This is a genomic window from Anaerostipes stercorihominis (assembly GCF_057535655.1).
In genome coordinates this window covers 58,213-82,411 of sequence record NZ_BAAJCL010000010.1, presented here as the reverse complement: position 1 = coordinate 82,411, position 24,199 = coordinate 58,213, and the positions used below count along the sequence as shown (strand labels likewise).

At 40.1% G+C, this 24,199-nt stretch carries 26 protein-coding genes; 19 read left to right on the top strand and 7 right to left on the bottom strand.

The window, feature by feature from the left end; genetic code table 11:
• Positions 1 to 113: 113 nt before the first annotated feature.
• A complete protein-coding gene (locus AC27EF_RS10025; RefSeq protein WP_487110614.1) occupies positions 114 to 1,589 on the bottom strand; it encodes a TRM11 family SAM-dependent methyltransferase in 1,476 nt (491 codons plus the stop codon).
• A gap of 106 nt (positions 1,590 to 1,695) precedes the next feature.
• Here AC27EF_RS10025 and AC27EF_RS10020 point away from each other — a divergent pair, with 106 nt between their 5' ends.
• Together AC27EF_RS10020 and AC27EF_RS10015 are read left to right on the top strand one after the other, a co-directional pair.
• Positions 1,696 to 2,232, top strand: coding sequence for a GNAT family N-acetyltransferase (locus tag AC27EF_RS10020; RefSeq protein ID WP_487110613.1), 537 nt, complete (start codon positions 1,696 to 1,698; stop codon positions 2,230 to 2,232).
• Positions 2,216 to 3,616, top strand: a complete 1,401-nt coding sequence (locus tag AC27EF_RS10015; protein ID WP_487110612.1) for an NAD(P)/FAD-dependent oxidoreductase — start codon at positions 2,216 to 2,218, stop codon at positions 3,614 to 3,616. Before AC27EF_RS10020 ends, AC27EF_RS10015 begins: the two co-directional genes overlap by 17 nt.
• A 79-nt stretch (positions 3,617 to 3,695) precedes the next feature.
• Here AC27EF_RS10015 and AC27EF_RS10010 read toward each other — a convergent pair whose 3' ends face one another.
• Together AC27EF_RS10010 and AC27EF_RS10005 are read right to left on the bottom strand one after the other, a co-directional pair.
• Positions 3,696 to 4,571, bottom strand: a complete 876-nt coding sequence (locus AC27EF_RS10010; RefSeq protein ID WP_487110611.1) for a PHP domain-containing protein — start codon at positions 4,569 to 4,571, stop codon at positions 3,696 to 3,698.
• Between the two features lie 71 nt (positions 4,572 to 4,642).
• Positions 4,643 to 5,074, bottom strand: coding sequence for a MarR family winged helix-turn-helix transcriptional regulator (locus AC27EF_RS10005; RefSeq protein ID WP_487110610.1), 432 nt, complete (start codon positions 5,072 to 5,074; stop codon positions 4,643 to 4,645).
• 134 nt (positions 5,075 to 5,208) lie between these two features.
• On the opposite strand from AC27EF_RS10005, the gene AC27EF_RS10000 reads away from it, so the two are divergent.
• Positions 5,209 to 6,570 (top strand): citrate/2-methylcitrate synthase, encoded by a 1,362-nt coding sequence (locus AC27EF_RS10000; protein ID WP_487110609.1) that lies wholly within the window; start codon positions 5,209 to 5,211, stop codon positions 6,568 to 6,570.
• A gap of 437 nt (positions 6,571 to 7,007) precedes the next feature.
• Positions 7,008 to 7,784, top strand: coding sequence for a Cof-type HAD-IIB family hydrolase (locus AC27EF_RS09995; RefSeq protein ID WP_487110608.1), 777 nt, complete (start codon positions 7,008 to 7,010; stop codon positions 7,782 to 7,784).
• 146 nt (positions 7,785 to 7,930) lie between these two features.
• On the opposite strand, the gene AC27EF_RS09990 is transcribed toward AC27EF_RS09995, so the two are convergent.
• Positions 7,931 to 8,719: a DeoR/GlpR family DNA-binding transcription regulator gene (locus tag AC27EF_RS09990; protein WP_487110607.1), complete on the bottom strand. Its 789-nt coding sequence runs from the start codon at positions 8,717 to 8,719 to the stop codon at positions 7,931 to 7,933.
• 264 nt (positions 8,720 to 8,983) lie between these two features.
• Here AC27EF_RS09990 and AC27EF_RS09985 point away from each other — a divergent pair, with 264 nt between their 5' ends.
• The 9 genes from AC27EF_RS09985 to AC27EF_RS09945 all read left to right on the top strand — a co-directional run bounded on the left by AC27EF_RS09985 (position 8,984) and on the right by AC27EF_RS09945 (position 17,638).
• Positions 8,984 to 9,310, top strand: coding sequence for a cupin domain-containing protein (locus AC27EF_RS09985; protein ID WP_487110606.1), 327 nt, complete (start codon positions 8,984 to 8,986; stop codon positions 9,308 to 9,310).
• A gap of 16 nt (positions 9,311 to 9,326) precedes the next feature.
• Positions 9,327 to 10,001 (top strand): hypothetical protein, encoded by a 675-nt coding sequence (locus AC27EF_RS09980; protein ID WP_487110605.1) that lies wholly within the window; start codon positions 9,327 to 9,329, stop codon positions 9,999 to 10,001.
• 34 nt (positions 10,002 to 10,035) lie between these two features.
• On the top strand, positions 10,036 to 11,562 hold the full coding sequence (locus AC27EF_RS09975) for a xylulokinase (protein WP_487110604.1): 1,527 nt from the start codon (positions 10,036 to 10,038) through the stop codon (positions 11,560 to 11,562).
• Between the two features lie 45 nt (positions 11,563 to 11,607).
• Entirely contained in the window at positions 11,608 to 12,528 is a 921-nt protein-coding gene (locus AC27EF_RS09970) for a dihydrodipicolinate synthase family protein (RefSeq protein WP_487110603.1), read from the top strand.
• A gap of 142 nt (positions 12,529 to 12,670) precedes the next feature.
• On the top strand, positions 12,671 to 13,753 hold the full coding sequence (locus AC27EF_RS09965) for an NAD(P)/FAD-dependent oxidoreductase (RefSeq protein ID WP_487110602.1): 1,083 nt from the start codon (positions 12,671 to 12,673) through the stop codon (positions 13,751 to 13,753).
• A 21-nt stretch (positions 13,754 to 13,774) separates the two neighbouring features.
• A complete protein-coding gene (locus tag AC27EF_RS09960; protein ID WP_487110601.1) occupies positions 13,775 to 14,089 on the top strand; it encodes a (2Fe-2S)-binding protein in 315 nt (104 codons plus the stop codon).
• Positions 14,090 to 14,092: 3 nt separating this feature from the next.
• Complete coding sequence (locus tag AC27EF_RS09955) at positions 14,093 to 15,223, top strand: NAD(P)/FAD-dependent oxidoreductase (RefSeq protein ID WP_487110600.1); 1,131 nt, start codon at positions 14,093 to 14,095, stop codon at positions 15,221 to 15,223.
• The gene (locus AC27EF_RS09950; RefSeq protein ID WP_487110599.1) at positions 15,213 to 16,064 is read left to right on the top strand and encodes a (2Fe-2S)-binding protein; all 852 of its coding nucleotides are present in this window, start codon (positions 15,213 to 15,215) and stop codon (positions 16,062 to 16,064) included. Before AC27EF_RS09955 ends, AC27EF_RS09950 begins: the two co-directional genes overlap by 11 nt.
• A gap of 68 nt (positions 16,065 to 16,132) precedes the next feature.
• Positions 16,133 to 17,638, top strand: coding sequence for an alanine/glycine:cation symporter family protein (locus tag AC27EF_RS09945; protein WP_487110598.1), 1,506 nt, complete (start codon positions 16,133 to 16,135; stop codon positions 17,636 to 17,638).
• Between the two features lie 68 nt (positions 17,639 to 17,706).
• Here the strand turns inward: AC27EF_RS09945 and AC27EF_RS09940 are convergent, their stop codons facing one another.
• The gene (locus AC27EF_RS09940) at positions 17,707 to 18,507 is read right to left on the bottom strand and encodes an ABC transporter permease (protein ID WP_487110597.1); all 801 of its coding nucleotides are present in this window, start codon (positions 18,505 to 18,507) and stop codon (positions 17,707 to 17,709) included.
• A complete protein-coding gene (locus AC27EF_RS09935; RefSeq protein WP_487110596.1) occupies positions 18,497 to 19,261 on the bottom strand; it encodes an ABC transporter ATP-binding protein in 765 nt (254 codons plus the stop codon). Before AC27EF_RS09935 ends, AC27EF_RS09940 begins: the two co-directional genes overlap by 11 nt.
• Before the next feature lie 66 nt (positions 19,262 to 19,327).
• Here AC27EF_RS09935 and sfsA point away from each other — a divergent pair, with 66 nt between their 5' ends.
• Positions 19,328 to 20,008 carry a DNA/RNA nuclease SfsA gene (gene sfsA, locus AC27EF_RS09930; protein WP_487110595.1) on the top strand — a complete coding sequence of 227 codons (681 nt, stop codon included), beginning with the start codon at positions 19,328 to 19,330 and terminating at the stop codon, positions 20,006 to 20,008.
• Between the two features lie 31 nt (positions 20,009 to 20,039).
• On the top strand, positions 20,040 to 21,068 hold the full coding sequence (locus AC27EF_RS09925; RefSeq protein ID WP_487110594.1) for an NUDIX domain-containing protein: 1,029 nt from the start codon (positions 20,040 to 20,042) through the stop codon (positions 21,066 to 21,068).
• Position 21,069: 1 nt separating this feature from the next.
• Here the strand turns inward: AC27EF_RS09925 and AC27EF_RS09920 are convergent, their stop codons facing one another.
• The gene (locus AC27EF_RS09920) at positions 21,070 to 21,747 is read right to left on the bottom strand and encodes a Crp/Fnr family transcriptional regulator (RefSeq protein WP_487110593.1); all 678 of its coding nucleotides are present in this window, start codon (positions 21,745 to 21,747) and stop codon (positions 21,070 to 21,072) included.
• 102 nt (positions 21,748 to 21,849) lie between these two features.
• On the opposite strand from AC27EF_RS09920, the gene AC27EF_RS09915 reads away from it, so the two are divergent.
• The 4 genes from AC27EF_RS09915 (at position 21,850) to AC27EF_RS09900 (ending at position 24,090) form a co-directional block, all read left to right on the top strand.
• The gene (locus AC27EF_RS09915) at positions 21,850 to 22,215 is read left to right on the top strand and encodes a desulfoferrodoxin family protein (RefSeq protein WP_487110592.1); all 366 of its coding nucleotides are present in this window, start codon (positions 21,850 to 21,852) and stop codon (positions 22,213 to 22,215) included.
• A gap of 11 nt (positions 22,216 to 22,226) precedes the next feature.
• Positions 22,227 to 22,385 carry a rubredoxin gene (gene rd / locus AC27EF_RS09910; RefSeq protein ID WP_487110591.1) on the top strand — a complete coding sequence of 53 codons (159 nt, stop codon included), beginning with the start codon at positions 22,227 to 22,229 and terminating at the stop codon, positions 22,383 to 22,385.
• 149 nt (positions 22,386 to 22,534) lie between these two features.
• Positions 22,535 to 23,287, top strand: a complete 753-nt coding sequence (locus AC27EF_RS09905) for a DeoR/GlpR family DNA-binding transcription regulator (protein WP_487110590.1) — start codon at positions 22,535 to 22,537, stop codon at positions 23,285 to 23,287.
• A complete protein-coding gene (locus AC27EF_RS09900) occupies positions 23,272 to 24,090 on the top strand; it encodes a Cof-type HAD-IIB family hydrolase (RefSeq protein WP_487110589.1) in 819 nt (272 codons plus the stop codon). Before AC27EF_RS09905 ends, AC27EF_RS09900 begins: the two co-directional genes overlap by 16 nt.
• Positions 24,091 to 24,199 lie beyond the last annotated feature (109 nt).

Sequence of the window (24,199 nt, the reverse complement as noted above, 5' to 3'; positions counted from 1 at the left end):
GATGAGCCAAAGTCCGGACTTGTCCGGGACCTTGACGCCCGCTTACTTTCTAAAAATTTCCTGCCAAATAAAAATGCTCTGCAGGGATGTACATCATGTGCAGAAGAAAGCTGCTATTTTAAAATGATCAGCCAAGTCTCTGGTTTTCTGCTGATAAGATATTCTTTGATTATGTGATATTGATGCTTTGGGGCAAATGTTTGGATGTATTCACGGTTTCTTGTGTACAAAATTATAGTGCCCTCCGGTGTCAGATGTCGTCTGGCAAACGGAAAGAAGTTTCGATAAATATGATAGATTTCCGCTTCTGATTTTTTTCCTGTGGCGTAAGGCATTTCTGTAAAAATTTCATCAAAGGCATACGAATGGGTAAAAGTAAAACAATCTTTATTGATATAATGAATTACTTGTCCTGCGTTTTCCGTATTTCGGATGGCTTTTTCGATTGCTTCGGGAGAATGATCGATTCCGTAAGAAGTATTTGCTTTTCTGACCTTCTGACGTTCAATGAGCATCGTGCCGACTCCGCAGAAAGGGTCAAGAACCTGTGCGTCGGCAGCCATTTCATCTTTTGCAAGTTCCACCAGAAGCGCTGCATTGACAGGTTTGATGCTGGTAGGAATAAATTCTGTTCGATAGGCAAAGCGATGATCCTTTAGCGTATGAAATTTTGTCAGTAAATAGAAAGTGCCGGATGCGCCCTCAATCAATCGAAATTCTAATTCATAATGTGAGGTGGAATTTATGAGCTTTCTCTGCGTAGAAGCTTCTAAGGCTGCCGCTGTTTTCTGGGCAAAACGACTGCGGTCCGAGAGAGACATTTTGCTTCGGATGTCGAGCCGAAAGAAAAACGGAAACTCTCCGTCGTGAGTGCGCAGCAGAAGTTCTAAAAGGTCAGATTTGGCAATGGTTTTGCCAATTACAGCCGGATCCGGCTTGCAGGAAGTCATGCCGGGAATCTGAAACAGGAGTTCCTGCCAGGTCCGGATGGACAGCAGTCGATTTAAGTGATTGGTTTTAACCTGAACTCCGAGACGGGAAGACGAAGCATGAGGATCGGCAATTTGCTGCTGAGTTATTTCCGGAAAAAAAGGATTGGTTCGGAGGAGGCAGTGGAAGGTCTGACGTCCACTGTGAAATGAATGTCCTGCCTGAGGTTCCAGGGATTGAATGCAGTCGGACAGGGCATGAAGCTCTTTTTGAATATGCTTTTGTTCCTCCGGCGGAGCCTGATAGGAGGAAAGTGTTTGGAACCGTTGTTTGAGAGCAGACAAATAGGGGGAAGCATCCATGGAACGCAATGCAGTTAAATAAGCGTCTCTCACAAAAAGTGTAGTTTCTTGTTGGTAAGCGGAAAACAAAGGGTCCATGCAGGAACATAATTTTAATTCTCCAATGAGAAGAGCGGCATTTTTTCTGGTTTTTGGATCCTCGCTGGATAAAAAGCCGGCAAGGGATAGACTACCAGCCTCAATCCATGAAAGAAGCAGTTTCTTTTTGTCAGGGTCCTTGATTTCCTGACGCAGTCTGCTTAATGTCTGACGAACTTCCATAGAGTGATTTAACTTTTGACATAAACGATTGATCATAAGTACAAATTCCTTTTTTTCTTTAGTATACCACACAAAAATACAGATTTTAAATAAAATGGACGAGGATTGTGATAAAATAAAAAAGAGGAGGATATGATAAAAAATGTTAAAGATCAACAGAGCGCAAATGGAGGATCTGAATGCCATCATGCGATTGATGGAAGAGGCGAAATGCCTTGTAAAGGACCCTGTCTGGTTTGCGGCGGATGATGCTGCTTATGTGAGGAGGAGAATCAACGATCAGGGATTTATATTAAAAGCTTCTGAAGAAAAAAATATTCTGGGATTTTTTATTGTAGATTTGCCGGGGAGACAATCATGGAATCTGGGATATGATCTTGGATATCCTGTGGATTTGCTGGATCGGACAGCGCATATGGATTCTGCAGTTGTGACGAAAAGTGCACAGGGGCAGGGAATTTTGCGCAGATTTCTAAAAGAGGCAGAGCGGAGACTTCTTATGGAAGGATATGATTGTTTTCTGGCAACGGTTCATCCCCAAAATCAATACAGCAGAAGGAATTTTTTGACAGCAGGTTACAGGGAGGCGAAGCGGCTTGAAAAGTATGGAGGTCTGCCTCGGTTAATTATGGAAAAAAATGTCGGCAGAAAAGGAGAAAGAAATGAAACAGCAATATGATGTAATTATGATTGGCGCAGGGCCTTCGGCAATTTTTTGTGCCTATGAATTGATGCAGAAAAAACCAGAGCTAAAAGTTCTGATGATAGAAAAAGGAAGGAGGATTGAAAAGCGCCAGTGTCCGAAGCGTAATACCAAGGTGTGTGTAGGCTGCAAGCCCTGCTCGATTACAACAGGTTTTGCAGGCGCCGGGGCGTTTTCTGACGGAAAGTTATCGCTGTCTCCGGATGTTGGCGGGAATCTTCCTGAGATTTTAGGATATGACAGAACCATTGAGCTTTTAAGAGAATCCGATGACATTTATTTAAAATTCGGCGCCGACACAAAAGTATATGGGATGGATGAGGAGGATGCGATTGCAAAGATCAGAAAGAAAGCGATTCAGGCAAATCTGAAACTGATTGAATGTCCGATTCGTCATCTCGGAACAGAAGAAGGCTATAAAATTTATTCCAGACTTCAGGAATACCTGTTGGATATGGGTGTGGAGATGAAATTCGACACAATGGTGAAAGATCTTCTGATCGAAGACGGAACGGCATATGGAATAGTGACAGAGCAAAATGAAACATTGTATGCAGAAGAAATTGTAGCTGCCGTTGGCAGAGAGGGCTCTGAATGGCTCAGTGATCTTTGCCGTAAATATGAGATTCAAACCAGTGTCGGAACGGTGGATGTCGGTGTGCGCGTAGAAGTTCGGGATGAAATTATGGAAGAACTCAATCAAAGTTTATATGAGGCAAAACTGGTTTACTATACGCCGACGTTTGATGATAAGGTTCGGGTATTTTGCAGTAATCCATCCGGAGAAGTGGCAACAGAATATTATGAAAACGGTCTTGCTGTTGTCAATGGACATGCCTATAAAGGAGAAGAATATAAAACAAAGAATACGAATTTTGCGTTATTGGTTTCAAAAAATTTCACAAAGCCATTCAAAGAACCGATTCAATACGGAAAACATATTGCGCAGCTTAGTAATATGCTTTGTGATGGGAAGATTCTGGTTCAGAGATTTGGGGATTTTGTGCGGGGAAGACGCACCACAGAGGAGCGTTTGATTCGCAATAATATTACACCGACTCTTAAGGATGCAGTACCGGGTGATTTGTCTCTTGTGTTTCCGTATCGTTTGATGAAAGATATTGAAGAAATGATCTACGCATTGGATGAGGTAACTCCGGGAATGGCAAGTGATGAAACTTTGCTTTACGGAGTGGAAGTAAAATTTTATTCCAATAAAATCTTGGTAAATCAGGACTTTGAGACAAATATCAAAGGGCTTCGAGCGATTGGTGACGGTGCATCTGTCACGAGAGGACTGCAGCAGGCATCTGCCAATGGACTGAGTGTTGCAAAGAGTATTTTGAAGAACAATTCTTAGTATCGGGGAGCCTTAAGTGAAAAATTGCAAGAGACTGTACGGAAGCAGACAGTCTCTTGCAAACCTTTGTATGCCGGACTTAATGAATGGGACTGGAGGCAGCCTGTTGCTGCAGATAGGCGGTATTGGCTTTTTGGCCTGCGTCAATCAGCCGCTCCAGTCCTTCCTGAGGACAGAGGAAACTTCCCAGAGGGTAAGGAGTTTTGGTATACAGACCATGAAAATCGGTTCCTCCGGTCATAAAAAGATCATGTTCGCGACACAGAAGTTCAATCTGTTCTCTTGTTTTGGAATCATTCCTTGGATGGTTCCATTCAATTCCGTCTAATAATTGTTCTTCTATCATCATTTCCATCAACATAGGATTTTTATATTGTCCCGGGTGAGCTAAAACCACAACTCCTCCACAGGAGCGGATCAGTTGGACGGCTTGTGAGGTATCCATATACTGATAAGGAAACTTATGAGGGCTTCCGGAATGGAACAGTTCATCATGCAGCTGTCCGATTGGGGTTTTTGTATATCCCATGGAAGACAGAACTTGCATAATATGAGTATAATAAATGCCGGTGCTTCGTCTGGAAGCGTCGAAAAGCTGATCCATGGTGACCGGATATTGCTCCATCAGTGACTGGTAAGATTTTACGACCGAGTCGGAAAAGACCTTTAAATCTTTGTCAAGATGGTGCTGAAGGCGTTTTAAATCCATGGGATAATAGCACAGAAGATGTACATTAATTCCGGTTTCCTTATGGTATGCATTCACTTCCGCAGCGGGGATGATCTGCAGACCAAGCTCTTCGCCCAGAGCCTTTGCAGCGGGAATGGAGTGGGTGGATTCGTGATCGGAAATGGCAACGTAATCCAAATCAATTCGCTTCGCATAATGTAAGAGCTGGTCAATATCCATAGCGCCATCAGATAATACAGTGTGACAGTGTAAATCAGCTTTCATAAAAACCTCCCAAAAAATCTTAATATGATCAGTATACTCCACCGGGAAAAGTTCGTAAAGAAATAATCAACTTAAAGTTCTTTTTCTAATTTTTTTAACAGACAGAGAATGGTCTCCACTGATTTGTGAAACTGTTCCTGATCCTGTTGGGATAGGGTCTGAAATTGTGCAGAAAGACGTTGTTTCACTAAAATTTGTTCCTGTTGGATGAATTCCTTTCCTTTTGGTGTTAACTGTACATAAACTTTTTTGCGGTTTTCTTCGCTTCGGAATCGTTTTAAAAATCCCTCCTTAACCAAAGGGGTAACGGCGCGGGTTGTCTGCTCTTTGGAGGAAGCCAGGTAAGAAGATAATTGGGACATATTGAGCCGTTCTCTGGAGGATAAGGAAAACAAAATGAATATTTGAGTTCTTGTAAGATCAATGGAATGAAGATCTATGGAGTTTAATAAAAGTTTTTGACAAATTGGGAAAATTTCAAACAGTGCGGATATATTTTTCATGGGGGTTTCTTCCTTTCAATATTTTAACATGATTATAACATTCAATTAACAAAAATCAATAGTTGACAAAAATCAAATAAAAAGATATGATAAAAAAATATAAAGAGAAGAGACTGGAAATAAGGAGGGAAACCATGACGAAGACAAGAGAAGAAATGAACGAATATTTAAATCGCCAGGCGATGGTCTGCCGGAATAATTGTGAAATTGATAAGAAATTGTATACAGAACTGGGAGTTAAACGTGGTCTGCGGGATTTAGATGGTGTTGGAGTGTTGGCAGGACTGACGAATATTTCATGTATTCAATCCAGTAAAACGGAAAACGGAAAGAAGATTCCTTGCGATGGAAGATTATTTTACAGAGGATATGATATTTACGATTTAGTCAACGGTTTTAAAAAAAGAAACCAATATGGATTTGAGGAAATTACATATCTGTTATTATTTGGGAAACTGCCGGACCGTAAACAGATGGAAGAATTTCGCCAGATTTTAGCTTCCAGTATGACGCTTCCCAAAAATTTTACCCGTGACGTAATTTTAAAAGCGCCATCAAAGGATATTATGAATACTTTGACAAAGAGTGTGTTGACGTTGGCATCTTATGATGAGAATACATCAGATATTTCTATGGAAAATGTACTTCGTCAATGTCTGATGCTCATTAGTGTATTTCCGATGATGGCCGTTTACGGTTATCACGGCTATAACCATTATATCAATGACGACAGCTTGTACATTCACCGCCCGGATGTAACTTGTTCTATGGCGGAAAATATCTTGCGGATGCTCCGGCCAGACAAAGCTTATACGGAACTGGAAGCCAAAGTATTGGACATTGCCCTGGTTCTTCATATGGAACACGGAGGGGGAAATAATTCTACCTTTACGACACATGTGGTGACATCTGCAGGCTCTGATACTTATTCTGTGATTGCGGCGGCTCTGTCATCTCTCAAGGGACCGAAACATGGAGGAGCCAATATTAAAGTTGTGGAAATGATGCAGGATCTCCGCGCTCATGTGAAAGATACGGAAGATGAGGCGCAGGTAGAAGAATATCTGCGAAAATTACTGCGAAAAGAGGCTTTTGATAAAAAAGGATTGATTTACGGAATGGGACATGCAGTGTACAGTATTTCGGATCCGAGAGCCCAGATCTTCAAAGGATTTGTCGAGAAATTGGCAGTGGCAAAGGGAAGGGAAAAAGATTTTGCATTGTATTCCAAAATTGAAACTCTGGCGCCAAAGGTGATTGGAGAAGAACGAAAAATATACAAAGGCGTCAGCGCCAATGTGGATTTTTACAGTGGCTTTGTATATAGTATGCTGGATATTCCGTTAGAATTATTTACACCAATCTTTGCAATGGCACGAATTGTCGGATGGAGTGCACATCGTCTGGAAGAATTAACTAATGTTGATAAGATTATGCGTCCGGCATATCAGAGCATTGCGGATGAAAAGGAATACGTGCCGATGGATGACCGGTAGGTAAAAGGAATGATTGAATTTGAAAAAAGGGACCTTGGAGAAATCTAAGGTCCCTTTTGTGACAGCGATGAGCCAAAGACCGGGCTTGTCCGAGGTCCTGTACACCACTTTCAATCCTGGAATGTTCCAGTGATTCGCATTATTTTTACCAAGTATTATGGGGAATATGCTCAGAAATGAGGAAACCGGAGACGAGGGGTGTCTCCGGCATTATGAAAAAGTATGAAAAAAAGTTTCTAGCTAAGTAAGTTGTGCTATTGATTACTTGCTATGATTTTAGTATAGCCGGAAAATGTGAAAAAAATGTGATAAAAACATGAGGAATTTATGTTTTTATCACAAGAGACAGAATGGACCAAGTCAGAAAGAGTGGAACTGAAAAGAAAGATCGATTATAATAGAAAAAACAGGAAAAATGGGAGGAGTCTTTGACGGACATGAAAAATATAAAAATTGTTTTTTTTGATATTGATGGAACTTTGATCGACATGGAGAAAAAGAAAATCTCCAACAAAATGTTGGAAACACTGAACAGAATGCAGCATAACGGAATTCGTATTTGTATTGCGACGGGAAGGCCTCCGAGAAGCGTTCCTCGATTTCCGGGAATCAGCTTCGATGCTTTTTTGACGTATAATGCCTCCTACTGTTATACAGGACAGGAGGTGATTTTTAAAAACCCCATTCCTGCTCCTGATGTAAAAAAAATCATTGAGAACACAAAAGAAATCGGGCGTCCGGTTTCGCTTGCGGCGTTGGACCGTTTAGGAGCAAATGGAAGAGATCAGGATTTGGTAGACTATTATGCGATTTCCAAACAGAAAGTGGAATTGGCGGAGGATTTTGAAGCATTGGCAGCGGAGGAAATTTATCAGATCATGCTTGGATGCCGCAAGGAGGAATATCCACATATTTTAAAGGGAGTTCAAGGAGCCGAAATCACAGCGTGGTGGACGCGTGCAGCAGATATTATTCCTTCCGGAGGCGGAAAGGGACTTGGCGTTGCAAAAGTTTTAGAGTATTTCCATCTTAAGAAAGATCAGGCGCTTGCCTTTGGCGATGGAACCAATGATATTGAAATGCTGCAGGCGGTGGGATGTGGAATTGCCATGGGAAATGCTACAGAAAATGTGAAAAAAGCTGCGGATATGATTTGCGGAAGTGCTGCAGAAGATGGAATTTATTATTACTGCAAGGAACAAGGGTTAATATAGATCTGAAAAGTTGTTTTGGCACACGGACTGAAAATAAGGATATCCCACGAAAATGTATGTATGAAAAACATATATTTTCGTGGGATATCCTTATTTGGTTTTCATCAATTATCTTTTGTTTTTGGACTAAATTTTTGAGGTGATGTTCAATTTGCTATTAAAACCTGAATTCCTTTATTTTTCAAAAGTTGAATATAATTTTCTTCCAGAGAAGAATCTGAAATTAAATAAGATATTTCAGAAAGATTCATTACCTTATCAAGAAAAGGTTTGACATGAAATTTCGTGGAATCTGCAAGTACATAGCATTCTTTCCCACAGCGGCATACAGCACTTTCCGTTCTTGGATCAAAATCTACGGATGTAATTCCATAATCGATATTAATAGAATCAACACTGCAATAAACTTTGTCAACTCTTAGATCCTTGAAAAAATTTTCAGCAGTGATACCTCGGCAGGCACGATTGCGGTGCATAATCCATCCACCGCAAATATACACAGTGATATTTGAATTGTCAGATAATTCATATGCTACGGGCAGGGAATCGGTAACAACTGTAAGTTCTTTTTTGTCATGAAGCATGGAAGCTAGTAAAAAAGTAGTGGTACCGCTGCTTAGAGCGATGTAATCTCCGTCATGAATGGTCTTAAGAGCTTCCTCTGCGATTTTAGTTTTTTTATCCTTTCGAGAAATTTCATGAAAATTTTTTTCTTTTTTCTTAGTATTTGAATTTCCAATCATAATGGCGCCGCCATGAGTTCTGAGTAACATCCCTTTATCATGCATTTTTTGAAGCTGCAAACGTGCGGTTGACGGAGCGATGCCTAAGATATCTGTAATTTCTGTAATACGGATTTTTCCCTGCTTTTCTAAAATTTCCATAATAATTTGCTCACGCTCTTCTGAAAATTGAGCATTTGTTGATTTTGCCACTGGATCGATCCCTTCTTTCGTTTGAATAATGATGTTCTGATTTTATTATAGATGATCTCAAGAAAGAAGACAATAGAAAAAATGATAAAAGACGATAAAAAATGAAAAACGATGATTTTAAACGGATATAAATTGTAAAAATGCACAAAAAAAGCGAATATCAATTATAAACAATTAACAAAAATGATAATAAAATTAAAAAACGATTGTAAACGATGATTGTTTCTGGTAAAATACAATTATCAACAAGAAAGGAGAAACGGAATGGAAACAAAGACGGTAAAAGCTGAACAGGCAGAGATGTTTTTGGAAGGAGTTGAAGTATGCAGACAATATTTTCAAACAGAAAAAATAACTTTTGGAACATCTCAGCTTCATCCGGGGCAGACGGGAGCCGTGGATTCGGGACATCAGAATTCTCATGAAGTATTTTATGGAGTGAAAGGTACGGTCCTTTTAAGATGTGGAGATAAATTATATCAATTAAATGAAGGAGATGCACAGATTATTCCGCCGGGAGAACCGCATCAGTTAACGAATATTGGGGATGAAATATCCATTACCAGTTGGAGTATGGCGCCTTCAGAATAGGAAAAGGAGATAAGAGATGGCAGCAGAATTAATTATTATGTTAACCAACAATGATATTACAGTTAAAAATGCAGCAGAAGTATTTGAAGAGTGTAAAGATTTGGATGCAAAAAAATGGGGATTTAAGGATGTAGGATTGGAAAAGAATCAAATGATTCAACTTGCAAAAGCGATGAAGGATGCAGGAAAAGAAACTTATATTGAAGTTGTCACTTATACCGAGGAAGGATGCTTAGAAGGTGCGAAATTGGCCTACGAGTGCGGATTTGATTATTTAACAGGAACTTTGCCGTTTGACTCCGTGTTTGAATATGCTAAGAAACATAATTTGAAATATTGTCCTTTTGTCGGGAAGGTTGGAGGAAGCCCGGTAGAGCTTAAAGGAAGTATTGAATCTGTAGTTGAATCTGCAAAAATGTGTATTGAAAAAGGAGCGGCAGGAGTTGATTTGACAGCCTATCGTTATGCTGATGGAGATGCAGTTGAACTTACAAAAGCAGTGATTGATGCAGTTGGAGCAGAGAAAGTTTGTATTGCAGGAAGCATTGGAACGACAGAACGCATGGATGCAATGGAAGAAGCCGGTGTTGCGGAATATACCATGGGAAGTGCATTATTTAATAGGAATTTTGTAAAAGATGGAGGTTTCCGTGAAAATCTGGAATATGTTTTAGGCTACTTAAGTAACTAAAGAAATATTAAGAAGAAAGGAAAGGAGGGTGCATATGGGTTACATTTTAGGTGTGGACCTTGGAACAACTGCAATTAAAGCGGCAGTGTTTGATGAAAAGGGTAAAGAATGCGGAGCGAAAACCGTGGAATATACATTAGAAACACCACAGCCGGGGTATGCGGAACTGGATGCTCAAAAGTACATTGATACCTTTATCCTTGCCTCAAAGACCGCTATGGAAAGGGCAAAAGTTTGTTCCGATGATATTATTTCCGTGGGAATGTCTGCACAGGGAGAAACGACTATTTGTCTGGATGAAAATTATCAGCCGATTCGACCGGCGATTGTGTGGATGGATATTCGTGCAGCTCAGGAAGCAGAGACTATCGAAAAAGCTATTGGAAAAGAAAATATCCAGAAACATACAGGACAGCCCGGGATGGATGCAATTTGGCCGGCATCAAAAATTTTGTGGCTAAAGAAAAATGAACCTGAAACATATCATAAGACTTATAAATATGTGCAACTTAAGGGATATTTCAGTTATCTGTTAACCGGAAGGATGGTATGTGAAGATTCTATTCTCTGTACAACGATGTATTGGGATATTAATACGAGAAAGTATTGGCCGGAAATGATGGATTTATTGGGGATTCGAGAAGATCAGCTTCCGGAAATTGTGAAACAGGGAGGAGAGGTTGGAAATATTACGCCGGAAGGTGCGGCATTATTTGGATTAAGTACCAAAACAACTGTAAATGCAGGGGCATTGGATCAGGCATGCGGAGCTTTGGGGGTCGGCAATGTCAGACCGGGATCGTTTACAGATTGCACAGGGTCCAATCTGTCTACGGTGGCAATTGTAGATAAACTGATTTTGGATCCCGATATGCAAATGCCTTGTTTTGCAAGTGCAATTCCCGGAAAGTATATGCTGCACGCATTTTCAAGTGGCGGAATGGTATTAAAGTGGTTTCGCGATACGTTTTGTCAGATGGAAAAGAAAATTGAGGAAGAAGGCGGAATGTCAGCATTTGATCAGCTTGGAAAAGAAATCATGAAAATTGCTCCGGGCAATGATGGATTAGTGATGATTCCGCATTTGCAGGGATCAGGTCCTCCGGATACTGACAATCATCAGAGAGGTGTTTACTTTGGGATTACCTTGGCACATAATAAATATCATTTTGCGAGAGCGGTCATGGAAAGTATTGCCATGGTTCTTAGAAGAATGATGGATGCGATGGAACCTTTGGGAGTAAAAGTAGAACGAATCATTGCTCTTGGAGGGGGGTCTAAAAGTGATGTATGGTGTCAGTTGAAAGCGGATGCCACGGGAATTCCGATTAGTATTATGTCTACAACAGAAAGTTCAGGATGTCTTGGCGCTGCGATTTTGGCTGGAGTTGCATCAGGAATTTGGGAATCCTGCGAAAAAGCAGCAGATGAAATTATTTATGCTGAATCTACATATGAACCAAACTTAGAAGTGAAGGATGCGTACGATAAATTATTTGAAAAAACTATGAAATTACAATATGGTATGAAACAGTTTTATGAAGATTCAAGTTTTCAATAGCGAACAATTAACGTAATAATATATCAAAGAAAAGGAGAAGAAACTATGAGTTTAAAAAAATTTACACATGTATTTCCGGCTATGGTAACACCGTTTAAAGAGGATGGAAGCTTTAACTATGAAGTTGCAAAAGCACATGCAAAATGGATGATTGACAATGGAATCGGCGGTGTCGGTGTGTTAATGGCAGCTGGTGAATATCAAAGTGTGACTATGGAAGAACACAAAGAATATGTTCGAGAAATGGTGCCATATATTAAGAATCTTGGAGCTTCTGTGATTGTCGGAGCATCCAGAGAACGTGTAGAAGATGTAGTAGAACTGATGGAGAATGCTCGTGAAGCAGGAGCAGATGCAGCGATGGTTTTACCTTCTTTCTATTATCGTATGGATCAGGGAGAAATTTACAAACACTATGAATATATCAATGAGCATTCAGGGCTCGATATTATGGTATATAACAACCCTCATTGCAGTAGTCCGATCGAAACAGAAACAATGAGAAAATTGTATGAATTGGATCATGTAAAAATTGTAAAAGATGCTTCTATGACAATTGATGTAATGACAGATTATATTTTTGAAGCAGAAAAAGCAAAAGGAGAAAAAGCTGTGCTTTGTGGATGCGATTACTTATTATATCAGGCATATGCCACAGGTGCGATTGGATGGATCAGTATGACTGCAAATATTCTTCCGAAATTATCAGCAGATTTCCATAATGCGATGATTGTAGAAAAAGATTATGCAAAAGGATTGGAAATTTACAAAAAAATATATCCAGTTGTTAATATGACGGAACGTTTTCCAAAACCTACACAGGCAGTTAAATATGTTCTTCAGGAGGTTATGGGATTTGAGGAAGGAATTTGTTTACCGCCTCGTCATGAAATCAGCGATGAAGAAAAGAAATTAGTGTTGGATTGGAGTGAAATTGCAGAACTCTCTAAGACAAATCTTTCATAATAATAAGTTATGAATTTTTGAGATTTGTACGGGAAAAATTTCTATTTCATGTATCAGAGAATCCTTTCAGAGGATTCTCTGGATTTTCTAAAAACCTTAGGTAGACTACAAATAGATCGTTTGTAAACAAGGAGGAGTTCTTGTGAAAAATACAGAATATTTGATTATTGGTGCGGGAATTGTCGGATGCAGTGCGGCATATCTCTTAGCAAAAGATAAAAAAGAGGTAATGGTGGTGGATCGAACCTATCCGTGCAATGAGGCTTCCGGAGTAAATGCCGGTGGATTGGAATTATTGCAGCAACCTCCAAAATCATTGCCATTGCATATATTATCAGCAAAACTATGGAATGAATTTCAGAATGAGGATGGAATTGATGTAGGATATCACAGAACCGGTGGATTATACTGTATATTAAAAGAAGAAGATTTACATATTCTAGATGAACAAAAAGAAAGATTTGAAAAGAACAATTTGCCAATTCAGCGTTTAACTCGAGAAGAGGTATTTGAGATGGTCCCTGCAATGGCAGACAGTGAAGTAATTGCAGCGAACTTTAGTCCTACTTCAGGATATTCTAATCCGCTGAAGGCTGGAGTTTCCATTCTTATGGCAGCGAAGAAATTAGGAGTTCAATTTAAAGATCATGAGCTTATAACTAAGATTGAGCCAGCTTCGGAAGGCGGCTATTATGCGGTTTCTGAAACCGAAACATATCATGCACAAAAAATATTAGTTTCCAGTGGAATTCGTTCTCCAAAATTATTAGATCCTCTGGGCGTTCACATCGAGTTAGAAGAAAAGCATAATATGATTACGGTTACAGAAAAAGCGCCGCATTTTATTGACTATACAATCACAACACCAACGATGACAATGAAGCAGACTGCAGAAGGATCTATTTTGATTGGTGGTGGACGTGAGGGTTATGGAGATCTAGCGACAAGTGAAAGAAAAGATGTGTCCATTGATGGTTTATGCTTTAACGTAAGAGAGGCTCAGGATATTATACCATCTTTGAAGAAGTTGAATATCCTTCGTAGCTGGTCTGGCTTTGAAGGCTTTACACCAGAGAGACTTCCGTATATCGGTGAAGTAGATGATTATCCGGGTGTTTATTATGCAGTTACAGGATTCTGCGGTTATTGTATTGGTCCGGCAGTGGCAGCACATGCGATTAAATGTATGAACGGAGAAGAATATTTTCAGGTTAAAAAAGTCTGAGGAAGATTAGGAGGATAGCATATGTCCAGAATAGAAAATCATATTATTTTAGGTGATCTGAAAGAAAAAAAGGAAGTTTGGATCACAGTTGACGGGAAAAAGATTCCGGCAAAAGAGGGAGAACCTATTTTGTCAGCGCTCCTTGCAAATGATATTAAGGTTGCGAATATTAGTCCGAAGCATCATGAACCAAGAGGATATTTTTGCGGAATTGGTCGTTGCACCAACTGTGTAATGACTGTGAACGGAGATCCAAATGTTCGTACCTGTATTACTCCGGTAGAAGATGGTATGGTAGTTGAGACACAGGATGGTCTTGGAAAATGGGAGGTATAAAGAATGGCAAAAGAAGTAGAAATTCTTGTGATCGGAGCAGGACCAGCAGGACTTTCCGCAGCAATTGAAGCAGCAAAATACGGCGCAAGTGTTTTAGTTGTTGATGAAAACAGTAAACCCGGCGGACAGTTATTTAAACAGATTCATAAGTTTTTTGGTTCTAGAAGACATAAAGCAGGGACAAGAGGTGTTGATATCGGGACAGAGCTGTTGGATGAAGTGCAAAAGTTAGGTGTAGAAGTTATGCTCGATACAGTAGCTTACGGAATTTATCCAAATGATGAGGGTGTGGCTTTGGCTGTGAATGGAGAAGAAGGATTGATTGTCAAACCCAAAAAGGTTATTATGGCGACGGGAGCTTCTGAAAATCCATTGTCTTTTCCTGGTTGGACACTTCCTGGAGTTGTCGGAGCAGGTGCAATTCAGACGATGATTAATGTACATAGAGTTGGAGTAGGAAAAAGAGTATTAATGATCGGTTCCGGAAATGTTGGCTTGATTGTAAGTTACCAATTGCTGCAATCGGGAACAGAAGTGGCAGGGATTGTAGAAGCGGCTCCTCAGGTAGGCGGATATGGGGTACATTCTGCCAAAATCAGAAGAGCCGGTGTGCCAATGTATACAGGACATACAATTTTAGAAGCGGTACCAAATGAAGACTTGACTGGAGTAAAGGGTGCCATTATAGCAAAAGTAGATGATAAATTTCAGCCGATTAAGGGAACAGAAGAATTCATTGAATGTGATACCATTGGAATTGCAGTGGGGTTAACTCCGGATATTGGATTGCCATCAATGGCAGATGTCACATTTGTAAATGCAGGAAGACTTGGTTCTCAGGTTCCAATGCATGATAGGAATATGATGACAACAAAAGAAGGAATTTACGTTGCAGGAGATTCTTCCGGTGTGGAAGAAGCGTCATCTGCGATTGAAGAAGGAAAATTGGCAGGAATCGCAGCAGCAGAAGCTCTTGGAAGAATTGATAAAGAATTGGCAGCGGAAGCGAAGGAAAATGTTTGGAATTCTTTGAATCAGCTTCGGACAGGTCCATTTGGATCTGGGCGGGCAGATGCTAAAGAAAAGATTATCGAAGAGATGAAAGAATGGAAGGTGAAGAATAATGCTTGCTAAGAACGGTTATTTAGATATTGACGAAGTAAAAGATATTCCAGGCTTTCCGGGAATGGAAGCTCTATCAAAAAAGAAATGTGTTGTGATTGAATGTAAACAAAATATTCCGTGTAATCCATGTGAAGCCGCTTGTCCGCATCATGCGATTACGATTGGAGAACCGATTACAAATTTACCGGTGGTTGACACAGAAAAGTGTATCGGATGTGGATTATGTGTTGCAAAGTGTCCCGGTCAGGCATGCTTTTTGGTGGATTTAAGTAATGATGAATATGATACAGTAACAATTCCGTATGAATACTATCCACTTCCTCAAAAGGATCAGGAAGTGTTCTGTCTAAGTAGAGCAGGTGAATTCCTCACAATGGGAACGATTGCCCGTGTGGTTATGACAAAAATCAATGATCGCACAGCAGTGGTTGAGGTAAAAGTTCCAAAAGGGTTTGGGATGGATGTACGAAACATCTCCATAGATAAATCAAGGATGGCTGACAATCATAAAACGAAAACTCCTTCTGACAGCGAACTTGATAGAATTGATGAAGATCAGATGTATGTATGCCGTTGTGAGGAAATCACAAAAGAAGAAGTTATCGAAGCGGTCAGAATGGGCGCAACCAGCGTGAATGAAGTAAAACGTTTGCTAAGAGCGGGAATGGGACTTTGCCAGGGACGGAACTGTAATAAGACGATTGAACGTATTATTGCACAAGAATTGGGGGTTCCGCCTTATAAAGTACCTCAATCTACAAAGAGAGGACCGGTACGTGCAATTAAGTTAAGTGGTTATACATCTCTGGATATTGAGGCAAATGAGGAAATGTTTGAACATGACTGGTAAGAGATTTTGATAAGGCAGGCATCTTTGCTTCGAAAGGATGCCTGTGGATACCCTGTAAAAAGGAGGGAATGATGGGCGGTTTAAGTGAGTTATTTATTGCGATTGATAACATTGTCTGGTCGAATCCGATCATATTTTTAATCTTAGGATCAGCAGTTTATTTTACGATTCGGTTGGAAGGCGTACAGGTAAGGAATATAAAACATCAAATCAAGCTACTGTTTAATTCCAGCGATTCGGAAGCAGGAATTTCGCCATTCGCAACATTTTGTACAGTGATCGGATATCGTGTGGGTACGGCAAATGTGGCAGGTGTAGCAGTTGCAATTTGGAGCGGAGGACCCGGAGCAGTTTTTTGGATGTTGTTGACTTCTATTTTAGATACAGCGATCTCCTATGCAGAATGTGCATTGGGGCAGGTTTATAAAATTAAACAGGATGGAGAATATCGTGGAGGTGCATATTACTATATTCAGCGTGGTATGGGATTAAAGAAATTGGCATTTGTTTATGCAGTGCTAACGTTAATTTGTGTTCCGATTTTAACAGTAGCTCCGCATGCCTTTTCCATTACAAGTGGATTCAAAACGAGTCTGGGGGTTTCTCAATATATTACAGGTGCAATTGCCGCTGTTTTATTGTTCATTGTCATTTCAGGAGGGATTCGAAGAATTGCGAAAACGGCTGAAGTTGTAGTTCCTTTTATGACGATTGGGTTTGTCATATTAACGATTGTTATTATATTTTTTAATATCAGACACATTCCGGCAGCATTGAAATTGATTATTTCCAGTGCGTTTGGAATGGATGCGGTCTTTGGAGGCATGATGGGAACGGCAGTATTGTGGGGAGTGAAACGTAGTGTAAATTCCTCCGGAGCAGGTATGGGAGAAGCCGTGCCGGCGGCATCTGCGACAGAGTGTGCTCATCCGGGAGTTCAGGGACTGGTGAACTCTTTCAGTGTTTATATTGATGTATTTGTATGTCTCTGTACAGCATTTATTATTATTTTAACAGACTGCTTTAACGTACAGAATACAGCAGGAGATGTGATCCATACAGCAAGCGGCTCAGCAGCAGTCGCACAAAATACGGTAGAACCGGGAGTTGCCTGGGTGCAGGAAGCATTAAATTCTATTTTTCCGGGCGAAATCGGAGCAACGATTCTCGCATTCTTCTTATTTTTCTTCGCGTTTACTACTTTGTTAAATTACTATTATCAGGGAGAGACGGCAATTGCTTATATGCTCAGCAAATATAATAAGAAGGTACGAAGTACGGCAATTTGGGTACTTAGGGTGATAATGCCGTTGGTATTCTTTTACTTTGCAATTCAATCTTCATCCACAAGTTTTGCAACAGGAGAAATTGGTGTGGGACTGATGGTGTGGTTTAATGTTATTATTTTATTAATTATGTCACCTACGATTGTTAAAGTATATAAGGATTATAAAGAGCAAAAAGAGGCTGGACTGGATCCGGTATTTAATCCGGAGAAATTGCAGATTAAAAATGCAGATCTCTGGATGGAAATTAACGCAGATAAAATCAAAGAAAGTACAGAAAAAAAATAAAAAATGTCAATTCTTCTTAGTTATGATAAAACCGAAGGTCCCGTTTTAATGACGGGGCCTTCGGTGATTTACATATGTTTTACTGCATATGTTTCTAAAATGTGCAGCAGTTTATAGAGCAGCATAGCAATCAGACAAAGAATAAAAATAGACATAACGACCCAGTCCATTTTGAAAACCTGACTTCCGTAGATAATCAAATAGCCGAGTCCGGCGCGGGCGGCAAGAAATTCTCCGATAATAACTCCGACTAAGGACAATCCAATGCTGACCTTCATAAGACTGACAAACAAGGGAATGCAGCTGGGGATTACGGCTAACCGAAGGCTGTCAGCCCGGCTGCCTCCCAAGGTTCGTATCAGCATGAGACGTTCAGGATCTACCTTCATAAAACCATTGTACAAATTTAGAATACTTCCAAAAACCGCAATGGAAATCGCGGTAATAATAATTGTTTTCATATTGTTGCCGAGCCATACAATTAAAATCGGAGCCAGAGCAGACTTTGGAAGGCTGTTGAGAACCACAAGGTACGGCTCTAAAATATCAGCCAGCGTCGGGAACCACCAGAGAATCATGGCGATTCCCACAGTAAGGATCATAATCAAAGAAAAACTAACCATTGTCTCGAGCATGGTGACTCCGATGTGGATAAAAATACTGTAATCTTGTGTCATTGTATAAAAGCATTGTACAATCCGGCTTGGACTGCTGAAAATGAATCCGTTTAAATAATCGCAGTCAACCGCCCACTCCCATAAAAAAAGTAAAATTAAAAGCAAAGAAACTTGAGCTGTAAGAATCCAATATTTTTTTCGCTGCATTGCCTGTAAATATTGTTTTTGCTCGTTGGACAATTCAGGTTTCATTGATATCCCTCCATAACTGATTAAAATAATCTTTAAATTCTACAGAATTTCTTGCATTTTGCGGAGTTCTCTCCTGACAGGAAAGTAAAATAGGAACAATGGATTTTACAGTGCCCGGTCGTTTTGAGAGAACAATGACCCGGTCTGCCATACTGATGGCTTCCGATAGGTCATGGGTGACTAAAAGAGCAGTTTTCTTTTCTTTTTTCAAAATCGTTCCAATATCATTGGATACGTTAAGCCGAGTTTGATAATCAAGAGCAGAAAAAGGTTCATCCAGAAGCAGAATGTTTGGAGATAATGCGAGTGTTCGGATCAGCGCGGCTCTTTGACGCATACCTCCGGATAGTTGGTTGGGATAGGAATCTCTGAAATCCCCCAGTCCATAGGAAATCAGAAGGTCTTCCGCTTTTTGATAAGCCGCACGATCATTGATTTTTTGAATTTTAAGTCCTAAAATTACATTTTGGTAAATGGTTTTCCATGGAAGAAGCTGGTCTTTTTGCAGCATATAACCGATTTTTTCTTTTGAGATTTCCAGTGGATATCCATTGACAAAAATATTGCCGGATGTCAAAGGAAGCAGCTTTGCGGCAAGGTGCAGCAAGGTGGATTTTCCACATCCGCTTGGACCGACAACGGCAATAAATTCACCGGGCTCAATGTCGAAAGAAAGATTGGACAAAGCAAGGGTTTCCTGTGCCGCAGTATGATATGTGTAAGAAATATTTTGAAAAGAAAGGGCAGAAGCCATAGATACCTCCGAATTATTTGTTATAATAGAATATGCTGAGGAAAAAGAAAGTGATAGGATCTTAGAATGAAATATAAAAATATTGTTGAGGGAATTTTTTTGAGCCGCCCCAATCGGTTTCTTGCAATGGTAGAGGTTCAGGGAAGAGAAGAAAAAGTGCATGTAAAGAATACAGGACGGTGCCGTGAACTGCTGATTCCGGGGGCTAACGTATGGTTAGAAGAACATGACAATCCGGCTCGTAAAACAAGGTATTCTTTAATTGGAGTTCAAAAAGGGGAGATTCTGGTTAATATGGATTCACAGGCTCCCAATAAGGTCATTGGAGAATGGCTGGCAGACGGGGGTATTTATCGGCATGTGACATTGCTGAAAGCAGAACAGAAATACGGAGCTTCACGGTTTGATTTTTATGTGGAGGGAGACGGAAAAAAGGCATTTGTGGAGGTAAAAGGAGTTACTTTGGAGGAAGAGTGGATTGCCAGATTTCCGGATGCACCTACGCAGCGGGGAATAAAACATATGGAGGAGCTTATCGGGTGCATGGAGAAAGGGTATGAAGCCTATCTTATTTTTGTGATTCAAATGAAAGGACCGGTAAGGTTTGAACCCAATAACAGAACTCATCCTGAATTTGGAGAAGTTTTAAGAAGAGCAGTAAAAAAAGGGGTTCATGTTTTGGCGCTGGACTGTCAAGTGCAAAAAGATGAATTAAAAGTGGATCAGATTATTTCGATTGCTCTGTGAAGAGACACAGAAACGAAGGAGAAACAGTCGCATGGGAATGACAACGTTATGTTATATAGAAAAAGATGGATGTTATTTAATGCTTCATCGGATTGTGAAGAAACACGATGTGAACAAAGACAAGTGGATTGGTGTCGGCGGACATTTTGAAACCGGGGAAAGCCCCGAAGAATGCATGTTTCGGGAAGTGATGGAAGAAACGGGACTGACACCGATAACGTATCGTTTTTGCGGTATTGTAACCTTTTTGTCGGATATGGGAACGGAAAAAGAAGCACAGGAGTGGATGTGCCTTTATCATATTGAAGAATTTTATGGGGAAGTAAAGGAGTGCGATGAGGGCGTTCTTGAATGGGTGAAAAAAGAAGAGCTTGTTCATCTGGAACTTTGGGAGGGAGATCGTTTATTTTTAAGATATCTGGAAGAGAGAACTCCTTTTTTCTCTTTAAAATTGACCTATAAAAAGGGCTGTCTTCTCGGAGCTTCTCTGGATGGAAAGGCGTTGGAGTTTTTTGATCTTTTGGATGAAAAAGGAGAAAAAACAGGCAGGATAAAAGAACGTTCCCTGGTCCATGAGGATGGAGATCCTCATGGGACGGCTCATATTTGGGTAGTGCGAAAAACAGAGAAAGGATTTGATCTTCTGCTTCAAAAGAGGAGCCAAAACAAAGATTCTTTTCCGGGCTGTTATGATATTTCTGCTGCCGGACATGTGGCTGCCGGAGATACTTATATGAAGACGGCTCTTCGGGAATTGTCAGAAGAATTGGGGATGGAAGCAACAGAGGAAGAATTGCATTATATTGGAATGCATCAAGGTATTGTAAAGGACAATTTTTATGGCAAAGCATTTTTAAACTATGAGATCAGCGCAGTGTATGTATATTATGCACCGATGGAAACAGTTGATTTTTGCCTTCAAAAAGAAGAAGTCGAGGAAGTTCTTTGGATGGACTATACACAAGTTAAGCAGAAAATTAGGGCAGGGGAGTTAAAGCACTGCATTTTTATGGATGAGCTTGAGCAATTAGGCAGGTATTTGCAGCAACCTGTTATGTGATTTAAATACCATCTGCAACAGCAAGGAGTGTCTGCGGATCTAAAATTCGAATTTTTTTGCGCCCTTCGATTTGGATAATTCCCTGATCCTGCATAGAGGAGAGGATTCGGGATAAAGAAGGTCGTGTGGTATTCAGATAGGCAGCCAGTGTGCTGCGGTCCATAGGAAGTGTAATGAGCGAAGAACCCTTGGCAGTTTCAGACAGATATTGTGCCGTTCTTTGATTGAGATCTCCGCAGGTTAACAATTCCAGACGCTGTTGTTTTTGTTTATTTTTATTGGCAAGAATGTGAAGCATATTAAATATAATTTTGCTGTGATGCTCGCAGCTTTGTTCACAGGTACGGTAAAAAAAGCTTCGCTTTGCAGTTAGAATGTGACAGAAGCTGGCAGCACGCACAGAATAGTCAAAACGCTCCTTTTTCAGAAACAGATCAGATTCACCGAACAGATCTCCGGCAGTTCGATATTCAAGATTCATAGGCTTTCCCATATAATTATATTGTTCAATGATGACAGTTCCTTCCAGAATTAAATAAAGTACATTAGGAATATCATCGGGAAGAACAATGGATTGTTGTTTTTCATAACAGATGGTTTTGGCATGAGAGCAGTGCAAAACCCGATCAATTTCCTGATCCTCCAGATTTTGGAAAAGAATTGTATTTTTTAACTCCATTTTTTCACCTTTTTTGTATTTTGTAACATTAGTTACGGAATTTATACTTGTTTTGATATATTATAAAACCATAAGTCAGAACAGTAAAGGGGGAAAACAAAAATGAGCAAATTTTATCGTGAAAATGGAACTGTATTATTTGATATTTTTGGCGTGGATGGTCAAGTGAGCGCAGAGGAATTAAAGGCCAATTCAACGGATGCAGCAGGGGAGAAACATGTGCCGCAGGTAACTCAGAATGGGAAAGAAGTTATAGTAGAAGTTGGTTCTGTTGCACATCCTATGCTGGAAGAGCATTATATCATGGGGGTTTATGTAGAAACAACCAAAGGAGGGCAATTGCACAAATTCAAACCGGGAGACGAGCCGAAGGCGGTCTTTGTATTAAATGAAGGGGAAGATTTTGTCGCAGCTTATGAATATTGCAATCTTCATGGATTGTGGAAAGCAGAAAACGAAAAAAGATAAGGAGAAAAGCAATGAAAAAATGGGAATGTGAACCATGTGGATACATTTATGATGAGGAAGCCGGAGATCCGGATAACGGAATCGCGCCGGGAACCAAATTTGAAGATCTTCCGGAAGATTGGGTATGTCCGATCTGTGGATTAGGAAAAGATGTATTTGTAGAAGCGTAAAAATCATAAAAAGAGGATGCAAAAACTTTTGTTTTTGCATCCTCTTTTTTGGTACGGCAAATCTGCTGCTTTTTTTATAAGAGAAAATACTTATAAATACTTGAAAAAGTTTCTGAAAATACTTATAATTACTGAAAAAGGAGGTGCCGATGTATCAGGAAGAACGTTTGAAAAAAATTATAAAATGGCTGGAAACAGAGGAAGTGCTTTCAAATCAGGAGCTGATGGGGCGTTTGCATATTTCCAGAGATACTGCCAGACGTGATATTGTTAAGCTGACCGAGGAGAAACGTGCGGTGCGGACACACGGAGGAATCGCGAGAGCCGATTTTGTAATGAATATTGGCAATTATCAAACTAGAATGGCAGATAATATGGAAGGAAAAAGAAGAATTGGAATAGCGGCGGCAAAATACCTTCATCGAGGGGAATTATGCTTTATGGATGCATCTACGCATATGAAGTTTTTATGTGACAATTTAAAAGAACCCATAAGCGTTTATACGCATTCTTTGGATAATTTAGAATATCTTGCCGGGCGTGTGCAGGTGGAGGTTCACGGACTTGGAGGAATTTTAAACCGAAGCAACCGATTTTTTTATGGATATCCAGTTTGGGAAGCACTGCATGATCTTCAATTTGATCAGGCAGTGCTCGGAGCTGCAGCCATCGGAGAGGACGGAATCTATTTTGAGGATGAAGAGGATGCTCAGATTAAGAAATTAGCCGCGCACCGTTCCAAAAGAGTCGTAGTTTTGGCAGATTATCCTAAATTTCAGAGGGTCAGTAAGCATCGTGCCATTGGGTTTCGAGAGATTGATGTATTCATTACAGATCGGGAATTACCTGAGAAATGGAAGGAAATTTTAAGACGGGAGGAAGTTGTATGGGAGATTGTATAAAAGAACGAAAATATAAAGCTGTGTTTAGTGATATTGACGGTACATTGTTAAATACAAGTCATCAAATTCCTGGACTGACGAGAAAAAAAATTTACAGTATAAATCAACAAGGCATTCCGTTTGTACTGGTTTCTGCGCGTATGCCCAAGGGAATGACGGGAATTCGCAGGGAGTTGAGAATTGAGAGTCCGATGATTTGTTACAGTGGAGCGCTCATTGTGGATGAGAAGAATCAGCCGATGTACAGTGCGCCGCTGGAAAAAGAAGATGCTTACAGATTGTGTCATATGATTCGGAAAATAGATTCTGAGATTTCGATCAATTTATATTCAAATGATCTTTGGATGGCAGAAGATAACAAAGAATTTTGGGTGAAGCAGGAAATGGAAATTACCGGAGTTCAGGCAAAAGAGGTATCGTTTGAAACTGCATCGGCTTTTGAGGAAGTCCATAAAATCCTGTGTATGGGACAAGCAGACCGGATTGCAGACTTGGAGGAAAGACTCAAAGAACAGTTTCCGAAAATCCGTATATACCGTTCCAAAGATACATATCTTGAGATTATGTCTATGGAGGCGTCGAAGTCAGATGCCGTTGGCCGGCTGGAAGGAAAATTCGGGGTAACCAGAGAAGAAATTATTGCATTTGGAGATAATCATAATGATATTGATATGATTCAATATGCAGGGCTTGGAGTTGCCATGGGAAATGCGGCGAAAGAGGTTCAGAAGATTGCAGATTACGTGACGGATACAAACGACAGGGAAGGTTTGTTAAAAGTATTAGAGAAATATTTTTGTTAAAAAAGAAGTAGCATAAAAAACATAAGAAAAAGTTTCTGAACAAAAGTTTGGAAACTTTTTCTTATGTTTTGGGAACCAAATAAGACGGAAATATATCTAGTATATGAAA

Bases quoted from the DNA above. Each gene is read 5' to 3' on its own strand.
- AC27EF_RS09985 (WP_487110606.1), top strand. From the start codon at position 8,984: ATGGAAACAAAGACGGTAAAAGCTGAACAGGCAGAGATGTTTTTGGAA.
- AC27EF_RS09975 (WP_487110604.1), top strand. From the start codon at position 10,036: ATGGGTTACATTTTAGGTGTGGACCTTGGAACAACTGCAATTAAAGCG.
- AC27EF_RS09995 (WP_487110608.1), top strand. From the start codon at position 7,008: ATGAAAAATATAAAAATTGTTTTTTTTGATATTGATGGAACTTTGATC.
- AC27EF_RS10000 (WP_487110609.1), top strand. From the start codon at position 5,209: ATGACGAAGACAAGAGAAGAAATGAACGAATATTTAAATCGCCAGGCG.
- AC27EF_RS09905 (WP_487110590.1), top strand. From the start codon at position 22,535: ATGTATCAGGAAGAACGTTTGAAAAAAATTATAAAATGGCTGGAAACA.
- AC27EF_RS09950 (WP_487110599.1), top strand. From the start codon at position 15,213: ATGCTTGCTAAGAACGGTTATTTAGATATTGACGAAGTAAAAGATATT.
- AC27EF_RS10025 (WP_487110614.1), bottom strand. From the start codon at position 1,589: ATGATCAATCGTTTATGTCAAAAGTTAAATCACTCTATGGAAGTTCGT.
- AC27EF_RS09920 (WP_487110593.1), bottom strand. From the start codon at position 21,747: ATGGAGTTAAAAAATACAATTCTTTTCCAAAATCTGGAGGATCAGGAA.
- AC27EF_RS09925 (WP_487110594.1), top strand. From the start codon at position 20,040: ATGGGAATGACAACGTTATGTTATATAGAAAAAGATGGATGTTATTTA.
- rd (WP_487110591.1), top strand. From the start codon at position 22,227: ATGAAAAAATGGGAATGTGAACCATGTGGATACATTTATGATGAGGAA.
- AC27EF_RS10015 (WP_487110612.1), top strand. From the start codon at position 2,216: ATGAAACAGCAATATGATGTAATTATGATTGGCGCAGGGCCTTCGGCA.
- AC27EF_RS09900 (WP_487110589.1), top strand. From the start codon at position 23,272: ATGGGAGATTGTATAAAAGAACGAAAATATAAAGCTGTGTTTAGTGAT.
- AC27EF_RS09980 (WP_487110605.1), top strand. From the start codon at position 9,327: ATGGCAGCAGAATTAATTATTATGTTAACCAACAATGATATTACAGTT.
- AC27EF_RS10010 (WP_487110611.1), bottom strand. From the start codon at position 4,571: ATGAAAGCTGATTTACACTGTCACACTGTATTATCTGATGGCGCTATG.
- AC27EF_RS09945 (WP_487110598.1), top strand. From the start codon at position 16,133: ATGATGGGCGGTTTAAGTGAGTTATTTATTGCGATTGATAACATTGTC.
- AC27EF_RS09970 (WP_487110603.1), top strand. From the start codon at position 11,608: ATGAGTTTAAAAAAATTTACACATGTATTTCCGGCTATGGTAACACCG.
- AC27EF_RS10020 (WP_487110613.1), top strand. From the start codon at position 1,696: ATGTTAAAGATCAACAGAGCGCAAATGGAGGATCTGAATGCCATCATG.
- sfsA (WP_487110595.1), top strand. From the start codon at position 19,328: ATGAAATATAAAAATATTGTTGAGGGAATTTTTTTGAGCCGCCCCAAT.
- AC27EF_RS09940 (WP_487110597.1), bottom strand. From the start codon at position 18,507: ATGAAACCTGAATTGTCCAACGAGCAAAAACAATATTTACAGGCAATG.
- AC27EF_RS09935 (WP_487110596.1), bottom strand. From the start codon at position 19,261: ATGGCTTCTGCCCTTTCTTTTCAAAATATTTCTTACACATATCATACT.
- AC27EF_RS09915 (WP_487110592.1), top strand. From the start codon at position 21,850: ATGAGCAAATTTTATCGTGAAAATGGAACTGTATTATTTGATATTTTT.
- AC27EF_RS10005 (WP_487110610.1), bottom strand. From the start codon at position 5,074: ATGAAAAATATATCCGCACTGTTTGAAATTTTCCCAATTTGTCAAAAA.
- AC27EF_RS09955 (WP_487110600.1), top strand. From the start codon at position 14,093: ATGGCAAAAGAAGTAGAAATTCTTGTGATCGGAGCAGGACCAGCAGGA.
- AC27EF_RS09960 (WP_487110601.1), top strand. From the start codon at position 13,775: ATGTCCAGAATAGAAAATCATATTATTTTAGGTGATCTGAAAGAAAAA.